Below are 15,581 nucleotides of genomic sequence, written 5' to 3'. Positions count from 1 at the left end.
GCCCGCAAGTGCGTCAAATGAGATCACAGCTTTTCAAAACGCTCAACGTTGAGTACAATACGGTTGCGCCGCCGACCTCGACCTGCACCGGCGTGGATGGGAAAAAGCCCATGCCGAGCTCAGCGGTTGCCGGCATGATCTGCTTGCGGGAGGAGGAGTGCTCGCGGATGATGTCAAAGCACTCATCCAGCTTGCTTTCGTCCAGACCGATCAGGATCGTGACGTTGCCTGCTTTGAGGAAGCCGCCGGTGGTCGCCAGCTTGGTGATAGAGAAGCCTGCTTTCATCAGGCTGGAGATAACATCCTGCGAATCATCGTAATTGATGATAGCCAGTACCATTTTCATAATAGTAACCCCCTATTCGCATTGCTGCGCGGAAACATATCGTTTGCTTGGATGAGACGCGTTATTGATGGACAACAACGGTTATTTCATCTATTGTATTGTACCATCTTTCACGGATAAGTGCAATGTGCGCTCCTGTAATTTTCTCGCCGGGCCAGAGCAGCGGCACACCGGGCGGATACGGCGTGACCGGACGGGCGCAGACCAGACCCTCGGCAGCGGCAGGCTGGACTCTACCGGTCTGTGAGAACCATGCGTCGCGCACGCTCATCACGCGCTCGGCGGGCGGAAACGGTGCGGACAGGGACGGCAGGGGAATCAGCTCACGCCGTCTGGAAATGCGCCGCAGACCGCGTTTCAGACGGCTGATCGCACCGTTCGGGTCGGAGCCGGTGAGGATGAACACAACATTGCGGTCGTCCGCCATCTCGCACGCCACGCCGCATTCGCTCCACAGCGTATCGGCCAGCTGGTGACCGGTGATGTCGGTTCCGGCGGTGCACACCGTCAGACGGCATGGGTCAAGCGCCGGAAAATGATCCTCGGTCAGTGCGGTGAACATGGTTCGGTGCTGCACATAGGTACGCAGTTCGGCGCAGGTTTCCGCCGAGCGGCGGTACTCCGCGTGACCGGGCCCCTCGGTGTAGGCACGCGCAAGGTCAATGGATGCCATAATGGGATAGGACGGACTGGATGTGCCGAACAGCATGGTGTTTTCGCGCAGTGCGCGGCGGTCCACGCCTGCCGCGGAGAGCAGAACGGCGCCCTGTCCCATGCACGGCAGCGTTTTGTGCATGGAGAGCACGGCCATATCCGCACCTTCCGCGACCGGCGTCGGCAGGCCGACGGCAGGAAAGTGTGCACCGTGTGCTCCGTCTACGAGCAGCAGCTTGCCGTGCGCGCGGCACAGATCGGCAAACTCGGGAATCGCCCGCCGGATGCCGTAATAGGTCGGAGAGGTCAGAAGGATTGCCTTGATCTCCGGATGCGCGATCAGCTGTGCTTCCGCATCCTTGACCGGAAGCGCACCGGAAACCGCGAATGGCTCGATCAGCGGTGCAGAAAAGAAATACGGCGTAATGCCGAGCAGTGCACAGCCGTAGCAGACGGACTTGTGTACCTCACGGTCGAGCAGGACAGCGCCGCCGCGTCCGACCGCTGTGCCGAGCATGGCCAGAATGCCCTGCGTCGAGCCACCGGTCAGGAAAAAGCAGTCCTCCGCGCCGAAATACCGCGCGGCGGCAACCTCCGCATCGCGGATAGGACCTTCGCCGGTGTACAGGTTGCCGGTGCCGTAGGTTTCGGTAAAGTCGATGGCAAAAATATCCGCGTATGTGTTGAAAATCGGCTCACCTTTGTGCCCGGGCATGTGAAACCGCGCGGAGTCGCCGGTCTCGAGCAGCTGCAGAGCATGGAACAGCGGCGCCGTCGTGAACGGCATCAGGCGGTTGATCTGTCTGTGGTTGGGACGGTGGCTGTGCGGCGCAGCCGGTCGGCGGTGGTGCATAGTTGAGTTGGCTCCTTACATTATTGTGCTATAATACAGTATAACACATAATTAGGAATTAGGAATTAGGAATTGCCGTGATTCACAGGTATGCATTTACCTATCACAAAAAATTACTGATTTTTGATTACGCATTACTAATTTTCATGAACTGTCCACAATGTGCAGACATTCGTTTATTCATTGCGGATTTTTTGGGACATTTTTCGGTAGCCAACGGAAGGGCTTTGTATTATAATAAATAATACGTTCCATTCATAAAAGTAATATCACCGCGACAGACCGTGATATGTAAACTGGGAACGTCTTTACGCTTATATTTGAAAGGCAGGCTATTCACTATGGCAGACAATCGTATCTACAATTTTTCCGCAGGTCCCTCCATGCTTCCGGTTCCGGTGCTTGAGCGCTGTGCAGCCGACATGCTGAACTATCAGGGCTCCGGTATGTCAGTCATGGAGATGAGTCACCGTTCAAAGGTATATGACGGCATCATCAAGGAGACCGAGGCTACGCTGCGTCGCGTACTCTCCATTCCGGATAACTACAAGGTTCTGTTCCTGCAGGGCGGCGCTACCACCCAGTTTGCAGCGATCCCGATGAACCTGCTGAAGACCGGCAAGGCTGACTACGCGCTGACCGGCAGCTTCGCTTCCAAGGCCTACAAGGAAGCACAGAAGTTCGGCGACATGCACGCTGCATTTTCCTCCAAGGAGACCAACTTCGACCACGTTCCGACGCAGGATGAGCTGGATATCCGTCCGGATGCCGACTACTTCTACATCTGCGCCAACAACACCATCTACGGCACCGAGTATCAGTACGATCCCGAGACCCCGGCAGGCGTTGAGCTGGTAGCGGATATGTCCTCCAACATCCTGTCTAAGCCGGTTGATGTTTCCAAGTACGGCGTCATCTACGCCGGCGCACAGAAGAACATGGGCCCGGCCGGTGTTACCGTTGTTATCGTCCGCGAGGATCTGCTCGGCAACTATCCGCTCGAGAAATATCCGGTTATGCTCGACTGGAAGACCATGGCTGACAAGGATTCCATGTACAACACGCCTCCCACGTACGGCATCTATGTACTCGGTCTGGTTGCCAAGTGGGTTGAAGACATGGGCGGCGTAAAGGCTATGCAGGAGCGTGCTGAGAAGCGTTCCTCCATGCTGTACGATTACCTCGATTCCCAGGATTTTTACAAGACTGTAGCCGCAAAAGATTCCCGCAGCCGCATGAACGTAACCTTCCGCACCGGCAACGACGAACTGGACGCAAAGTTTGCCAAGGAGTCCATGGCAGCCGGCATGTCCAATCTGAAGGGTCACCGTTCGGTAGGCGGTATGCGTGCTTCCATCTATAACGCAATGCCGATCGAGGGCGTTGAGAAGCTCATCGACTTCATGAAGAAATTCGCTGAAGAAAACAAGTAACAATAATTGAGAATTGATAATGGAGAATGGGAAATTGCGGTATCGCGCAAGGATAGCGGCATTTTCCATTTTCAATTCTCCATTTTCCATTGGAGGATAATCCCATGTATAACGTAAAACTCTACAACAAGATCTCGAAGGTAGGTCTGGACGATCTCGATCCGGCAAAGTACACCTGCTCCGAGGATTTCACCGATTATGACGCCGTTCTGGTTCGTTCTGCCAAGCTGCATGACGTCGAGTTCCCGAAGAACCTGCGCTGCATCGCGCGTGCAGGCGCCGGTGTCAACAACATTCCGATCGACCGCTGCTCCGAGGAAGGCATCGTAGTCTTCAATACGCCGGGTGCAAACGCTAACGCTGTTAAGGAGCTGGTTATCTGTGCACTGCTGCTGGCCTCCCGCAAGGTGGTACAGGGTGCAAACTGGGTTAAGGGCCTCAAGGGCACGCCGGACATCGGTCCTGCTGCCGAGAAGGGCAAGGCCACCTACGCAGGCCCGGAAATCGCCGGCAAGAAGCTGGGCATCATCGGTCTGGGTGCGATCGGCGTTAAGGTTGCAAACGCAGCTGTTGGCCTGGATATGGAGGTCTGGGGCTATGACCCGTACCTGTCGGTTGACGGCGCACTCAAGCTCGACCGCTCGGTCAAGCACGTTACCGAGCTGGACGAGATTTTCGCAAACTGTGATTATATCACCATCCACGTTCCGCTGACCCCGGATACCAAGAACACCATCAGCGCAGAGGCGATCGAGAAGATGAAGGACGGCGTTCGCGTCATCAACCTTGCGCGCGGCGAGCTGGTTGACACCAAGGCAATGGCGAAGGCACTCGAGAGCGGCAAGGTTGCAGCATACGTTTCCGATTTTGCTTCCGACGAGATTCTTGAGCAGGAGAATGCCATCACGCTCCCGCATCTGGGTGCATCCACGCCGGAGAGCGAGGACAACTGTGCAAAGATGGCCGTTTACGAGATCACCGAGTACCTCGAGAAGGGCACCATCCGCAATTCGGTCAACTTCCCGAACCTCAAGGTTCCGTACGAAGGCGGCTACCGCATCTGCATGATCCACAAGAACATCCCGAATATGATCGCGTCCATCACCTCCGCTGTTCGCTGCAACATCGAGAATATGGGCAACCGTTCCAAGGGTGACTATGCATACACCATCATCGACACCGCAGAGGCTCCGACCGAGGCTAACCTCGACGAGCTGCGCGCGATCGAAGGTATGATCTCTGTCCGCACGATCTAATTGCCATAAAACCGATAAAACCGCTCTGAATGCAGATTCGGAGCGGTTTTTTGTTGCTTTTCTGTGCAAATTGAATATTGTCGAATTTGGTCGAATTTTCGTAAAATATGGAAATGCAGGACAAGACAGCACCGCAGCTTTCATTGTGCGGTGCTGCCGAATACTGCAGGATGACTATTTTTACAGGAGGCTTCTCAATGGAGAACATACGCATTTACGAGGAGGACGGCTACATTCACTTTATCATGCGTCCGGAGGACTGATGCGGCTGCGCTACTCGACCGAAGCGAAAACGCCGTTTGCAGACTTCATGGACCGCTGGCTGACCCAGATGAAAACGCAGGTGCGCGAAAACACGATGGACGGCTACCGCTACGCATTTGAAAAGCACATCAAGCCGTTTTTCACCGCACGAGGGACAACGCTTGCTACGGCACGGCCGATGGATTTTCAGGATTTTGTCAACTTGAAATTCGATCAGGGGCTTTCACCGACTTCAATCGTTAAGTTCCATTCCATTATGCACAAGTGCCTGAAATACGCGGTAGCACTGCAGATTATCCCGACGAATCCGTCGGATAATGTCATGCTGCCCAAGCGGACGCGCTTTCGAGGACAGGTGTACGACCGGACGCAGATCAACATTTTTCTGGCAGCGGCGCTGCAGTCGCCGGCAGAGGCGGCGTTCGTGCTGGCGGCAACCTATGGTCTGCGCCGCAGCGAGTGCGCCGGTCTGCGCTGGCGTGCCGTGGATTTTCGGGCACGGAGCATGATCATCAATCATACGGCGGTGCTGTCCTCCGGACGTGTGATCTACGCGGACAGCGTAAAGACCAAATCCAGCTATCGGACGCTGCCGCTGTCCGACTCGCTCCGACGGTATCTGACCGATCTGCGCCGCAGACAGAACGCCAACCGCAAAAAGTACGGCAAAGCCTACTGCCAGAGCGATTACGTCTGCTGCCGTGAGGACGGTTCGCCGCTCCGGCCGGATTACATTTCGCGTGAGTTCGAGCGGGTGTGCCGCCGTGCGTGCCTGCCGCGTATCCGGTTTCATGATTTACGGCATTCGGTTGCAACGATTCTGCTGCAGCAGGGCTTTCGCTCAAGCAGATTCAGGACTGGCTGGGGCATTCCGACATCTCCACCACAGCCAACGTTTACGCACATGTGCCGTATGTGGAAAAGGTATCCATCGCCAAGAGCGCAACACCGATTATCGGCAGCTGATGTGCATTCTGGGAATGTAACATAATCGTAACATTCCGGCGGGTTGTTTCACCATTGTTACACTTTGCCGCCTGACCTTGTATGAGAGTGCGTGAGTGCTTATAATGTATATTGTATAAGAATAACAAGGATAGAGAACTTTACACAATATACAGGTGAAGCATATGTTCAAAAAAACACTTTCCGCGCTGGCGGTTGCGTGTGTGATGCTGGTGAGTGCGGCTGCGGCCGGCACCATTTTTCCGGCAGAGTACACCGACATTGACGGCGTGACACGCGCAGGCTATCTGGATGAGGACGGCATGACCGTGCTTCCGTTTGCTTACGCACAGGCAGGCGATTTCGCGGACTGCGGACTCGCTGCCGTAGAAAACGAGCAGTGGCAGACGGCGGTGATCGACCGCACAGGAAAGCTCGTCATTGCATACACGGATTCGCCGGTTTCGGTTGATTTTTCGGATACGATAGTTGCGTATCGTTACACTGACCACAGCGTGTATTATGCGACTGACGGCAAGCGCATTGGCTCATATCCGGGCGCGGTCGGCTTCTTTGAGGACGGACTGCTGCTGTGCAGAAATGCGGATACCGGTCTGTATTCCTATGTCAAGCAGGATGGTTCGACTGCCTTTTCGGGCAGCTACCGTAAGGCTGGCGCGTTCTCAAACGGCAGAACGCTTGTGCAGACGCAGGACGGCGATTATCAGGCAATCGACACCAAGGGCACGGTGCTGTACACTCTGCCGAATGACGTAACGCCTTCCTACATGGCGATTTACGGCGAGAGCACGGTGGTCGTCACCAACGGCACCAATCAGGCGCTGTATTCGCTTTCGGAGGGCAAACTGCTGACCGAGTTTCTGTACAACACCATTTCGGAGTTTCACGATGGCGAAGCAATGGTTCGTCAGATCAACCGCTGGGGCATTATGGATACCACCGGCAAGCTGCTGACGGCGCCGACGTATTACTATCTGTCCTACATGGGCGAGGGGCTGTACGCGGCCCGCAGTGAGGACGGTTCGGTTTCCGCGGTGGATGCGGGCGGCAGCTTGTCTTACCGCACACTGAGCTACATCAGCGGCTTCTCCGAGCTGCGCTACGGTCTGTCGTGGCACAACACCGCAGACGGCACATTGATTTTCTTCCGCAAAAACGGCGGCTTTGCAGCATCCGTTAAAGAGGCGGAGAACCCGACCATTCTGACCGAGAACGTGGTCTGCGTCACGCAGGACGACACCCGCAAATATATTGACCTGCGCAGCGGCAAAACGCTGTTCGAGCAGCCGAAGTCGTTCGACCTTGGCGGCGGCATCACTGCAAAGACCGTGCATTACGAAAAGTTCATGGGCTATCAGCAGGACGGCACGGAGCATGGATGGGATGTCGATTTTCCGGAGATCAGCGGCCTGAGCGACAAAAAGGTGCAGAGCACCATCAACAGCGAAATCCGCTCGTTCTTCCTCAAGGGACCGTCCGTTACCGCCGAGTATGATGCGCTCGAGGGCAGCTACGGTGCGTCCGTGGAAGGCTCGGTGCTCGTTGTCTGGGCCAACTGCGAGAGCGGCAAAGGCGCCGGTTCATCGGTGTGGAATAACTGTCTGGCATTTGATCTGCACACCGGCACGCAGTACACACTGAACGACCTGCTGACCGATGACTACATCGAGACGGTCAAGAAGCTGCTGCCGGACGATCATGCGATTTATCTGTACAGCTATCCGCGCATCAGCACGAAAGGCGTAACCTATTTTTACAACGAATATGAGAGCGCTTCCCGCCGAGCTTATACAGAGGAATATCTGCTGACGTTTGAGCAGCTTTCCGATGTGCTGAACCGGAACAGCGCGTGCTATAAGGCGTTGATGACGTCGTATTCGCCCGAAGTTTCGGCTGCTGCGACCGGCTACAGCGATGTGAGCAGTACCTGCTGGGCACTGCAGTATATCAATACAGTGACCGAGCGCAAGCTGATGACCGGCGCGAACGGTAAATTCCGTCCGAACGATAAGATCACGGCGGCTGAGGTCTGCACGACCATCGCGCGTCAGCGCGGTCTGTCCGGCAGCGGCACGTTGCCCGCAGGCGTTCGCGCAGGCGAGTGGTACTCGGAGGCGGTCAGCGCGGTGTACGCAAACGGTCTGCTCGAGGGCCTGAATGACTTCCGGCCGACGGCTGCCATGACCCGCGAGGACGCGATGCAGCTTTTTGCAAATCTGCTGCAGGCGGACGGCACAGCAGCCATGAGTGATGCGGAAACGGCACAGACGCTGGTGTCTGTCAAGGATGCGGACACGATCGCGGCAGACCGTCGAAATGCGGTTGCGCTGTGTATGCAGAAGGGTCTGGTGCAGGGCTTCAGCGACGGCACGATCAAGTCGCAGGGTACGTTCACTCGTGCGGAGTTCGCAAAGCTGCTGACGACGATTTAATTGAAAATGAAGAATGGAGAATGGAAAATGCTCATGCAGCATTCCGTTCTCCATTTTTGTTTAGGCATGAGAAAACCCCAGAGACTACCACTCTCCGGGGTTTTCGCAGCTCATGGCTGTGTCACATTGTTGTTAATAGTTATAGCACCGATCTTGCGATAATGCAAGCACTCCGCCGATTATTTTACCGGAATCGTAGTATCACCGATGGTGACGGACGCCACTTCATCAAGCGGGAGAATGGTATCGAACGTGCCCTGGCGGGTGCAGACGGTCTTGCCGTCATGCACGTCCATGCTGCTGCCGTTGCCTGGCACGTCGATTACAGTGCCGTCCTTCTTATTGATAAGCAGTTTTGCAGAAAATGCGTCCCATGTATCGCGGTGGCTGGCGGGTTCCTGACCGCTTTCGGCATTCTCAAACGGTGCTTTGCCATCAACCGTGTAGACAAAGTTATAGCCGATAGGCGAGAGCAGGACTTTATTGATCGTTGCGGTTTTGCCACCTACTTGAATAGACTGACCGGCAGGCAGTTCAACCGCGCTGTTATCGGCCTCCAGCTTGAACTTGAGATGCCAGGTACCGTCGGCGATGGTTTTGGTTTCAGCGCCGTTATCAGTTACTGCTGTCAGGTCGCCGAGCATAATCTTTGCTGTACCACCGGTCGTAACTGCGTCAGTGTACGACATGGTTTCAACATACTGAATGGCATTATCATTCGGATTTTCGTCATAGAAATAGCTACTGCCGATTGCGCCTTGCGCATTCAGGCCGATATTGCTGTCTGCACGATTCCAGTACACATTCAGCAGACCGGTATCCGGGTTTTTCGTGCAGTCGAACGCCGAACCGTCCTCCTTTTCGAGCGTGTAGGAGATAAGGTAGTTGTAGCCATCGAACAGAATCGCATCCGCGGTGACGGTCACGCCGCCTGCTGTGTCGCTTGCGCCAATGGGATGACCGATCTGATCAATAATCTCGGTATCCGCCGTCGGTCCAAATACGCCTGCAAACGCTTCACCGGCGGACTTGAATACGCCGGTCGCACCCGCACCGATGCTCAGCACCAGAGCGGCAGCCACGCCGACCATCGCGATGCGCGGAAAACGGCGTACACGATGAATGGTAACCGGCTGCTCCGGCTGCTCGGCGGCAGTCATCAGGCGATCAACCATGCGGCTTTTCGCTTCTTCGGAGAAGCGAAGCTCGTCTAGTGCGGAATTATACATTTTGTTATCATTATACTCTCTGTTCATAAAGATCCCCTCCCAAGGTGGTGCGCAGGCTTTTGCGCCCGCGGCTCAGGTGTGCGGAAACGGCAGACTCGCTCTGACCGAGCAGAGACGCGATTTCGCGTACGGAATAGCCCTCGTAGTAGTGCAGATAGACCGCTTCACGGTATTTGCGCGGCAGCGCCATCACCGCATCGAGCACATCGGAATCCGGTGCGGTAGGCGCGGGTGTCGTGGCAGCGGCCTCCAGACCGACATTGCGCCGGTGCGCGGCACGCAGACTGTCTTTGCAGGCGTTGGCGGTCGCGCGGATGATCCACGCTTTTTCGTGCGCCGGACTGTCAAAGGTTTGACCGCCGGTCAGCAGCTTGAGGAAGATATTCTGGCAGATGTCCTCGGCATCGTGCGTGGACTTCAAATAGGTGTAAGCCAGCCGCAGGATTAGGTCGGAGTACGTCTGCACCAGACGTTCGGCGTCCGCCCTGTTAAATTGTTTCATTGGTCTCAGCTCCTTTGGAAAGCAACGTTGTTTCACCTATAATACGATTGAGGATTGCGTATCCTGACAGAGAGGATAAATTTATTATAACATAAATGCGTTGGCGGGCACCGTTCCCGCGCGCCGCAGAGCGTACCTCTCGCTTTTCGTCAAGCGTAAAACCTTCGATTTTGCAAGGGATAGAAAGACACCTGTCCGTCTGCGCGTTGTTTTTCAACAGAATGCCCAAAAAACACAGGTAAAATTGTAACAAAGTAATTGTTAAAAAATCTACAAATACCCTTTGCAGAAAGCCCTGTTTATGGTATCCTGTTAAAAGAGCACATGCGCTCTGCCGGGAGCGCTCATAAGATAGGACAAAGGGACGACCCGCTCAACGGGTCGCAAAGGAATTCAGGAGGATAAAACAAACTATGGCTATGAGAGGTGTAGAAACCCGTATTCAGGAGATCCGCCACCGCATTTTCACCGAGGTTGCCCGTATGGCGTACCATACCGAGTGGCCGACCGACCGCCGTATCGAAGCACTGCCGTACGATATCATGCCGGGTGAGGTTGGCAACATTCGCAATGATATTTTCCTCGAGCGCGCTATCGTTGGCGAACGCCTGCGTCTGGCGATGGGTCTGCCGTGCCGCAGTGCGGCCGAGCACGCGCCGCTGTCCGACAACATCGAGGCTGCCACCCGAGAGGAAACCTACTACACGCCGCCGCTCATCAACGTGATCAAGTTCGCGTGCCACGCCTGCAAGGAGAACGAGGTCATGGTCACGGACGGCTGTCAGGGCTGCATGGCGCATCCGTGCGTTGAGGTATGTCCCAAGGGCGCAGTATCGCTCGACCGCTTCAACGGCCGTTCTGTTATCGATCAGGAGAAGTGCATCAAGTGCGGCCGCTGCATGGATGTCTGTCAGTATCACGCCATCATCCGTCAGGAGCGCCCGTGCGCGGCAGCCTGCGGCATGGATGCCATCCACAGCGACTGCAATGGCAGAGCCGATATTGATTACGAGAAGTGCGTTTCCTGCGGCCAGTGCCTTGTAAACTGCCCGTTCGGCGCGATCGCAGACAAGTCGCAGATCTTCCAGATGATCCGCGCCATTCAGGCGGGCGAGCGTGTCTACGCCGCTGTCGCACCGGCGTTTGTCGGCCAGTTCGGCCCGAAGATGACACCGGGCAAGCTGCGTGCCGCGATGAAGCGCCTTGCTTTGCCGATATTATCGAGGTTGCCATCGGCGCTGACCTGTGTGCGGCACAGGAGGCCGAGGACTTTGTGGAGGAAGTACCGGAGAAGCTGCCGTTCATGGCGACTTCCTGCTGTCCGGCATGGTCCGCAATGGCGAAAAAGCTGTTCCCGGATCAGGCAAACTGCATCTCGATGGCCCTCACCCCGATGACGCTGACCGCTCGACTGGTCAAGCACCATCAGCCGGGCGCAAAGGTTGCGTTTATCGGACCGTGCGCGGCAAAGAAGCTCGAAGCAATGCGTTCGGACGTACGAAGCGAGGTCGATTTCGTGCTGACGTTCGAGGAGATGACCGGTATTTTCGCCGCACGCCATATCGACGTGGAAAATCTCAAGGAGGACCCGCACGGCATCAACGATGCATCCACGGACGGCCGTAACTTTGCGGTATCCGGCGGCGTAGCCAAGGCCGTTGTCAACGTCATCAACGAGAAGCACCCGGACCGCGAGATCAAGGTGGCAAACGCCGAGGGTCTGCGCGACTGCCGCAAGCTGCTGATGGCCGCCAAGGCCGGCAAGTACAACGGTTATCTGCTCGAAGGCATGGCATGCCCGGGCGGCTGTGTAGCCGGTGCGGGCACGATGCAGTCCATCAAGAAATCCGCTGCGGTAGTCGGCATGTATGCCAAGCAGGCGGAACACCAGACTGCAACCGGCACGCATCATGTTGCCGAGCTGGATAAGCTGGTTGATTAAAAAATAATGCTATAAAAGCCACTGTATCGACTGATATGGTGGCTTTTCTCTTGAATACAGCAGGTGAATGGTGATGAACAAGTAACTGTTCTGGACAAAAAACTGTATCCGGAGCTGCAGCAGCAGTATTGCGCCGACCCGTCCTTCGGCGTGTGCCCCTGTTACAACGTGGGAGATGAATTTGAATTCTACCGCGATGATGTGCGGGACGATTTCTGGCACATGGGTATCAACACGCTGACCAAAACCACCGGTGATGCTGATGCCGTTGCAGGCGGTCCGAAACTGCCGTTCTGCTCCGAGGTCTGGGATGCGATTTCGTGCTATATCTATACTGGATTGCAGGGCGGCTCGATTATGAAAGGCTGGATGAAGCGCGAAAACGAGATGATAACCTGCTGTTCGGACGAAGCGCGGCTGGTTATCTTCAACATCGAGAGAATCGACTGCGAATAAAATGCAAAAGCGGCAGAGGCTGTGCCTCTGCCGCTTGTTTTTACTTATCCGGAGGCGTAATTGCCACCTTCATTACACCGTCGCGGCGCTTCTCAAACAGATCGTACGCCGCTTCAATCTCATTCAGCGGGAAAATATGCGTGATGAGCGGTGTGGTATCCAGCTGACCGTTTTCAATCAGCCGCAGGATTTCTGCGGTGTCGCAGCCATCCACGCCGCCGGTCTTAAAGATCAGGTTTTTGCCGTACATATCGGGCAGGGGAAGCACCTGCGGCTTGTCATACAGTGCAACAACGGTGACAACGGCGTTCGGACGGGCGCACTCCCATGCAAGACGGAAACTTTCGTTCGAGCCTGCCACCTCGCAGACCACATCCGCGCCGCCGTGCGGGCTGTTCAGCTGCACGAACTCCTGCGCGTGGTTGGGCGTGATGGTGAGCACATCGGGATAGCGCTCGCGCACAAAGCGCAGCCGCGCCGGATCGGGGTCGCAGATGATGATCCTGTGTGGGTGATGCAGCATGGCGCACAGCATGGTGCAGATACCGGTCGGCCCGGCACCGAGGATAAGCACGGTGTCGCCCTGCCGGATCTCGGAAATCCTGGCTGCCCAGTAGCCGGTGGCGAGTACATCGCCGGCAAACAGCGCCTGCCGGTCGGAAACGCGATCGGGAATGACGGTCAGACCCTGATCGGCATACGGCACGCGGACGTACTCCGCCTGACCACCGTCAATCCGGCAGCCGAGTGCCAGCCGCCGTTGGGATCGGTGCAGTTGTTGACAAAGCCGTGCTGACAGAAAAAGCAGTGTCCGCAGAACGTCTCCACGTTGACGGCTACACGGTCGCCGGGTTTGACGGTTTTGACTGCCGAACCGACCTGCTCGACTACGCCGACCATCTCATGGCCGACCGTAATACCGGGTACGGCACGCGGCACCGAGCCGTGCTTGATGTGCAGATCGCTCGTGCAGATGCTCGACATGGTAACGCGCACTACCGCGTCTCCTACATGCGTGAGAACGGGTTCCGGCTTGTTCTGCAGGGCAAACTCACCCTGTTTTCGATAAGTGTAAGCGAGCATAGTTTACGGCTCCGTTTCGTTAAATGTTGTATCCATTATACGGGAGGGCGAAAAGAAAGTCAAACGGTGTCGATTTTATAAGGTGCCGAGAGTCGGGAAAAACCGCGCCAGAAAGAAAAACAGCACCGGCAGGAAGATTGCAGGCAGCAGGTTGCCGACACGCAGCTTGCTGTTGAAGATAAGATTCAAGCTAATGGCAAAAATCAGCACGGAGCCGACACACGACATTTGACCAATCAAGACATCGGTCAGCCAGGGACGGATGAATCGTGCCATCAATGTAATGCCGCCTTGATAGAAGAAAATCGGCACAATAGACAGGTATACGCCCTTGCCGAGAGATGCGGCGAAGAGAATCGAGGCAACACCATCCAGAATAGCCTTGGCAATCAGCATGGTTGGGTCACCATTCAGACCATCGTTTAATGCACCGACAATTGCCATTGCACCGACACAAAACAGAAGAGATGCGGTAACGAAGCCTTCAACAAATCGGCTGTCCCCTTTGGCAGCAAAGTGTGATTGACAGAATGCACCGAAATCCTCCAGTCGCTGCTCGATATTCAGCGCTTCACCGATGACAGCGCCGAGTGCCAGACAGAGTATAAGCAGCATGGTATGCTGGGTGCCGATTTCGCCATTCTGTATGGTCAATACTTCGCTGAGTGTTCCGCCTATACCGATAAAGCAGGTGGTTAGTCCCAGTCCCTGCATGACCGTTTTTTCAAAGCGTTTCGGCAGACCGTTTTTTAACAGTATACCGATAGTAGTGCCTATAAGCACCGTGCCAACATTTACAATGGTTCCAAGACCAATCATAAAATCCCCTCGTTTCACTTTACAACGCTAAAGTTTATTGTAAAGCAAAATGAGAGGATTGTCAATTCAGCGTAGACAGAACGGCGTTTTGCGGAAATGCCCGCCGCCGATTCTCCGTTCGGGATCGGAAAGTGCAAGCGCAAACAGGTCGTCCGCGAAGGCATCGCGGCAGAGTGCCGCTTGCAGATTTGCGGGCAGCCGTTTTTCCGTTGCCGGTTTGACGATAACGGGCAGGGAGGCGGTTTTCAGCACAGAGCGCCCGCGCGGGCCGAGCGCCAGTACGCGCAGATAAGCAGGGGAGACGGGTGCGTCCGTCTCCACACCGAGCACAGACCGCAGGAGCGCACGGCGCACACGAGCCGCCGGAAACCGCCGCGTTCGAGCCTTTTCTACAGCATCCGAGAACGAATGTGACGTATAGACCGCCTTGCACAGCCGCTCATCAAAGCCGTCTGCCGAGCCGCTCTGCAGTCTGCCTTGATAGAGTGCCGTCCGCAGCAGCGCGAGCAGTGTGTCTTCCGGCAAAGCGACCGGCGCTTCACCGCAATCTGCGGCCTTCTTCCACACGGCGCGAGCCGCAGGCGGCAGGAACGGTGCGCAGAACGCGAAATCACCGTCTCGCAAATGCGCTCGCAGCAGACTCGCCGAGGCAAAGCCGCTGTGCGGCGCGTATGCATCGTGGGCCGCGCCCTGCCGGAGCACCGCAAGCGGATGCATCCCGAGCGGGAGCAGGAAGCGGCAGTATTCCACGGCAAGCGTGTTGTTTGGGTTGTCTAAAAGAGCTGCCGCCTGCTTGTGAACTTTCGCTAATTCCTCCTGCCGTCTGGCGGCGTAGGACAGGTGCGGAGAGCCGGATTCACCCTCCATCGGCAGGCTGTTCAGGAGTTCTGCCGCCTGTAAAAGCAAATCCGCATCCGCAGTCTCCGCGCCGAACGACACCGTGCCGCACCCGAGTGCGTGCAGCGTCTGCACCGCACCCTTGGCGAAGCCTCCGCAGAGGACAGCGCTGCCGCAAGAGGCAACTCAACCACGAGGTCAGCGCCGCAGCGCACGGCCATTTCGGCACGCGCGTACTTATCCAGCACGGCAAAATCGCCGCGCTGGACGAAATTGCCGCTCATCACGCACACGATCACGGCGTTTTCGCCGAGGCTGCGCCGGGTTTCGGCAATATGGTGCAGATGCCCTGTGTGAAACGGATTATACTCGGCGGTGATGCCGCATACGGTCATGACGGTGCTCCTTTCAGCGAGATGACAGCGGTCTGCAAGGTAAAAACCTCGAAAAAGGGGTTGTACATTTGCAAAGAATCGTGTAGAATAAAAATATAGCATTATTATATAGGC

At 56.0% G+C, this 15,581-nt stretch carries 10 protein-coding genes and 3 pseudogenes; 6 read left to right on the top strand and 7 right to left on the bottom strand.

Features of this window, described 5'->3' with window-relative positions:
- Nucleotides 1-13 precede the first annotated feature (13 nt).
- On the bottom strand, nucleotides 14-346 hold the full coding sequence (locus DXB00_RS05465) for a cyclic-di-AMP receptor (RefSeq protein WP_330426273.1): 333 nt from the start codon (nucleotides 344-346) through the stop codon (nucleotides 14-16).
- 61 nt (nucleotides 347-407) lie between these two features.
- The gene (locus tag DXB00_RS05460) at nucleotides 408-1,853 is read right to left on the bottom strand and encodes an aminotransferase class I/II-fold pyridoxal phosphate-dependent enzyme (RefSeq protein ID WP_118728772.1); all 1,446 of its coding nucleotides are present in this window, start codon (nucleotides 1,851-1,853) and stop codon (nucleotides 408-410) included.
- A gap of 341 nt (nucleotides 1,854-2,194) precedes the next feature.
- On the opposite strand from DXB00_RS05460, the gene serC reads away from it, so the two are divergent.
- The 4 genes from serC (at nucleotide 2,195) to DXB00_RS05440 (ending at nucleotide 8,204) form a co-directional block, all read left to right on the top strand.
- Nucleotides 2,195-3,286, top strand: coding sequence for a 3-phosphoserine/phosphohydroxythreonine transaminase (gene serC / locus DXB00_RS05455; RefSeq protein WP_118728773.1), 1,092 nt, complete (start codon nucleotides 2,195-2,197; stop codon nucleotides 3,284-3,286).
- Nucleotides 3,287-3,390: 104 nt separating this feature from the next.
- Nucleotides 3,391-4,542, top strand: a complete 1,152-nt coding sequence (locus DXB00_RS05450; RefSeq protein ID WP_118728774.1) for a 3-phosphoglycerate dehydrogenase family protein — start codon at nucleotides 3,391-3,393, stop codon at nucleotides 4,540-4,542.
- A 262-nt stretch (nucleotides 4,543-4,804) separates the two neighbouring features.
- Complete coding sequence (locus DXB00_RS05445; RefSeq protein ID WP_119214604.1) at nucleotides 4,805-5,797, top strand: tyrosine-type recombinase/integrase; 993 nt, start codon at nucleotides 4,805-4,807, stop codon at nucleotides 5,795-5,797.
- A 139-nt stretch (nucleotides 5,798-5,936) separates the two neighbouring features.
- Complete coding sequence (locus tag DXB00_RS05440) at nucleotides 5,937-8,204, top strand: S-layer homology domain-containing protein (protein WP_118728776.1); 2,268 nt, start codon at nucleotides 5,937-5,939, stop codon at nucleotides 8,202-8,204.
- Between the two features lie 179 nt (nucleotides 8,205-8,383).
- On the opposite strand, the gene DXB00_RS05435 is transcribed toward DXB00_RS05440, so the two are convergent.
- Together DXB00_RS05435 and DXB00_RS05430 are read right to left on the bottom strand one after the other, a co-directional pair.
- A complete protein-coding gene (locus DXB00_RS05435) occupies nucleotides 8,384-9,460 on the bottom strand; it encodes a DUF4179 domain-containing protein (RefSeq protein WP_118728777.1) in 1,077 nt (358 codons plus the stop codon).
- On the bottom strand, nucleotides 9,444-9,935 hold the full coding sequence (locus DXB00_RS05430; RefSeq protein WP_118728778.1) for an RNA polymerase sigma factor: 492 nt from the start codon (nucleotides 9,933-9,935) through the stop codon (nucleotides 9,444-9,446). The genes DXB00_RS05435 and DXB00_RS05430 overlap by 17 nt, the downstream gene beginning before the upstream one ends.
- A 419-nt stretch (nucleotides 9,936-10,354) precedes the next feature.
- On the opposite strand from DXB00_RS05430, the pseudogene DXB00_RS05425 reads away from it, so the two are divergent.
- Both DXB00_RS05425 and DXB00_RS05420 read left to right on the top strand, forming a co-directional pair.
- A pseudogene (locus DXB00_RS05425) lies at nucleotides 10,355-11,877 on the top strand (4Fe-4S dicluster domain-containing protein).
- A 63-nt stretch (nucleotides 11,878-11,940) separates the two neighbouring features.
- Complete coding sequence (locus DXB00_RS05420; protein WP_118728779.1) at nucleotides 11,941-12,333, top strand: TIGR04076 family protein; 393 nt, start codon at nucleotides 11,941-11,943, stop codon at nucleotides 12,331-12,333.
- 40 nt (nucleotides 12,334-12,373) lie between these two features.
- Here DXB00_RS05420 and DXB00_RS05415 read toward each other — a convergent pair.
- The 3 genes and pseudogenes from DXB00_RS05415 to DXB00_RS05405 all read right to left on the bottom strand — a co-directional run bounded on the left by DXB00_RS05415 (nucleotide 12,374) and on the right by DXB00_RS05405 (nucleotide 15,467).
- Nucleotides 12,374-13,416, bottom strand: a pseudogene (locus DXB00_RS05415) (alcohol dehydrogenase).
- 75 nt (nucleotides 13,417-13,491) lie between these two features.
- Nucleotides 13,492-14,235: a DUF554 domain-containing protein gene (locus tag DXB00_RS05410; RefSeq protein WP_118728781.1), complete on the bottom strand. Its 744-nt coding sequence runs from the start codon at nucleotides 14,233-14,235 to the stop codon at nucleotides 13,492-13,494.
- Between the two features lie 66 nt (nucleotides 14,236-14,301).
- Nucleotides 14,302-15,467 (bottom strand): annotated as a pseudogene (locus DXB00_RS05405) (nucleotidyltransferase family protein).
- Between the last annotated feature and the right edge of the window lie 114 nt (nucleotides 15,468-15,581).

This window comes from Butyricicoccus sp. OF10-2 (genome assembly GCF_003481925.1).
In the GTDB taxonomy this organism is placed as follows: Bacteria; Bacillota; Clostridia; order Oscillospirales; family Butyricicoccaceae; genus Agathobaculum; species Agathobaculum butyriciproducens.
This window is presented reverse-complemented; position numbering and strand designations above follow the sequence as displayed.

Excerpts from the sequence above, each read along its gene's own strand:
- DXB00_RS05465 (WP_330426273.1), bottom strand. The coding sequence starts at position 346 with ATGAAAATGGTACTGGCTATCATCAATTACGATGATTCGCAGGATGTT.
- DXB00_RS05460 (WP_118728772.1), bottom strand. The coding sequence starts at position 1,853 with ATGCACCACCGCCGACCGGCTGCGCCGCACAGCCACCGTCCCAACCAC.
- serC (WP_118728773.1), top strand. The coding sequence starts at position 2,195 with ATGGCAGACAATCGTATCTACAATTTTTCCGCAGGTCCCTCCATGCTT.
- DXB00_RS05450 (WP_118728774.1), top strand. The coding sequence starts at position 3,391 with ATGTATAACGTAAAACTCTACAACAAGATCTCGAAGGTAGGTCTGGAC.
- DXB00_RS05445 (WP_119214604.1), top strand. The coding sequence starts at position 4,805 with ATGCGGCTGCGCTACTCGACCGAAGCGAAAACGCCGTTTGCAGACTTC.
- DXB00_RS05440 (WP_118728776.1), top strand. The coding sequence starts at position 5,937 with ATGTTCAAAAAAACACTTTCCGCGCTGGCGGTTGCGTGTGTGATGCTG.
- DXB00_RS05435 (WP_118728777.1), bottom strand. The coding sequence starts at position 9,460 with ATGAACAGAGAGTATAATGATAACAAAATGTATAATTCCGCACTAGAC.
- DXB00_RS05430 (WP_118728778.1), bottom strand. The coding sequence starts at position 9,935 with ATGAAACAATTTAACAGGGCGGACGCCGAACGTCTGGTGCAGACGTAC.
- DXB00_RS05410 (WP_118728781.1), bottom strand. The coding sequence starts at position 14,235 with ATGATTGGTCTTGGAACCATTGTAAATGTTGGCACGGTGCTTATAGGC.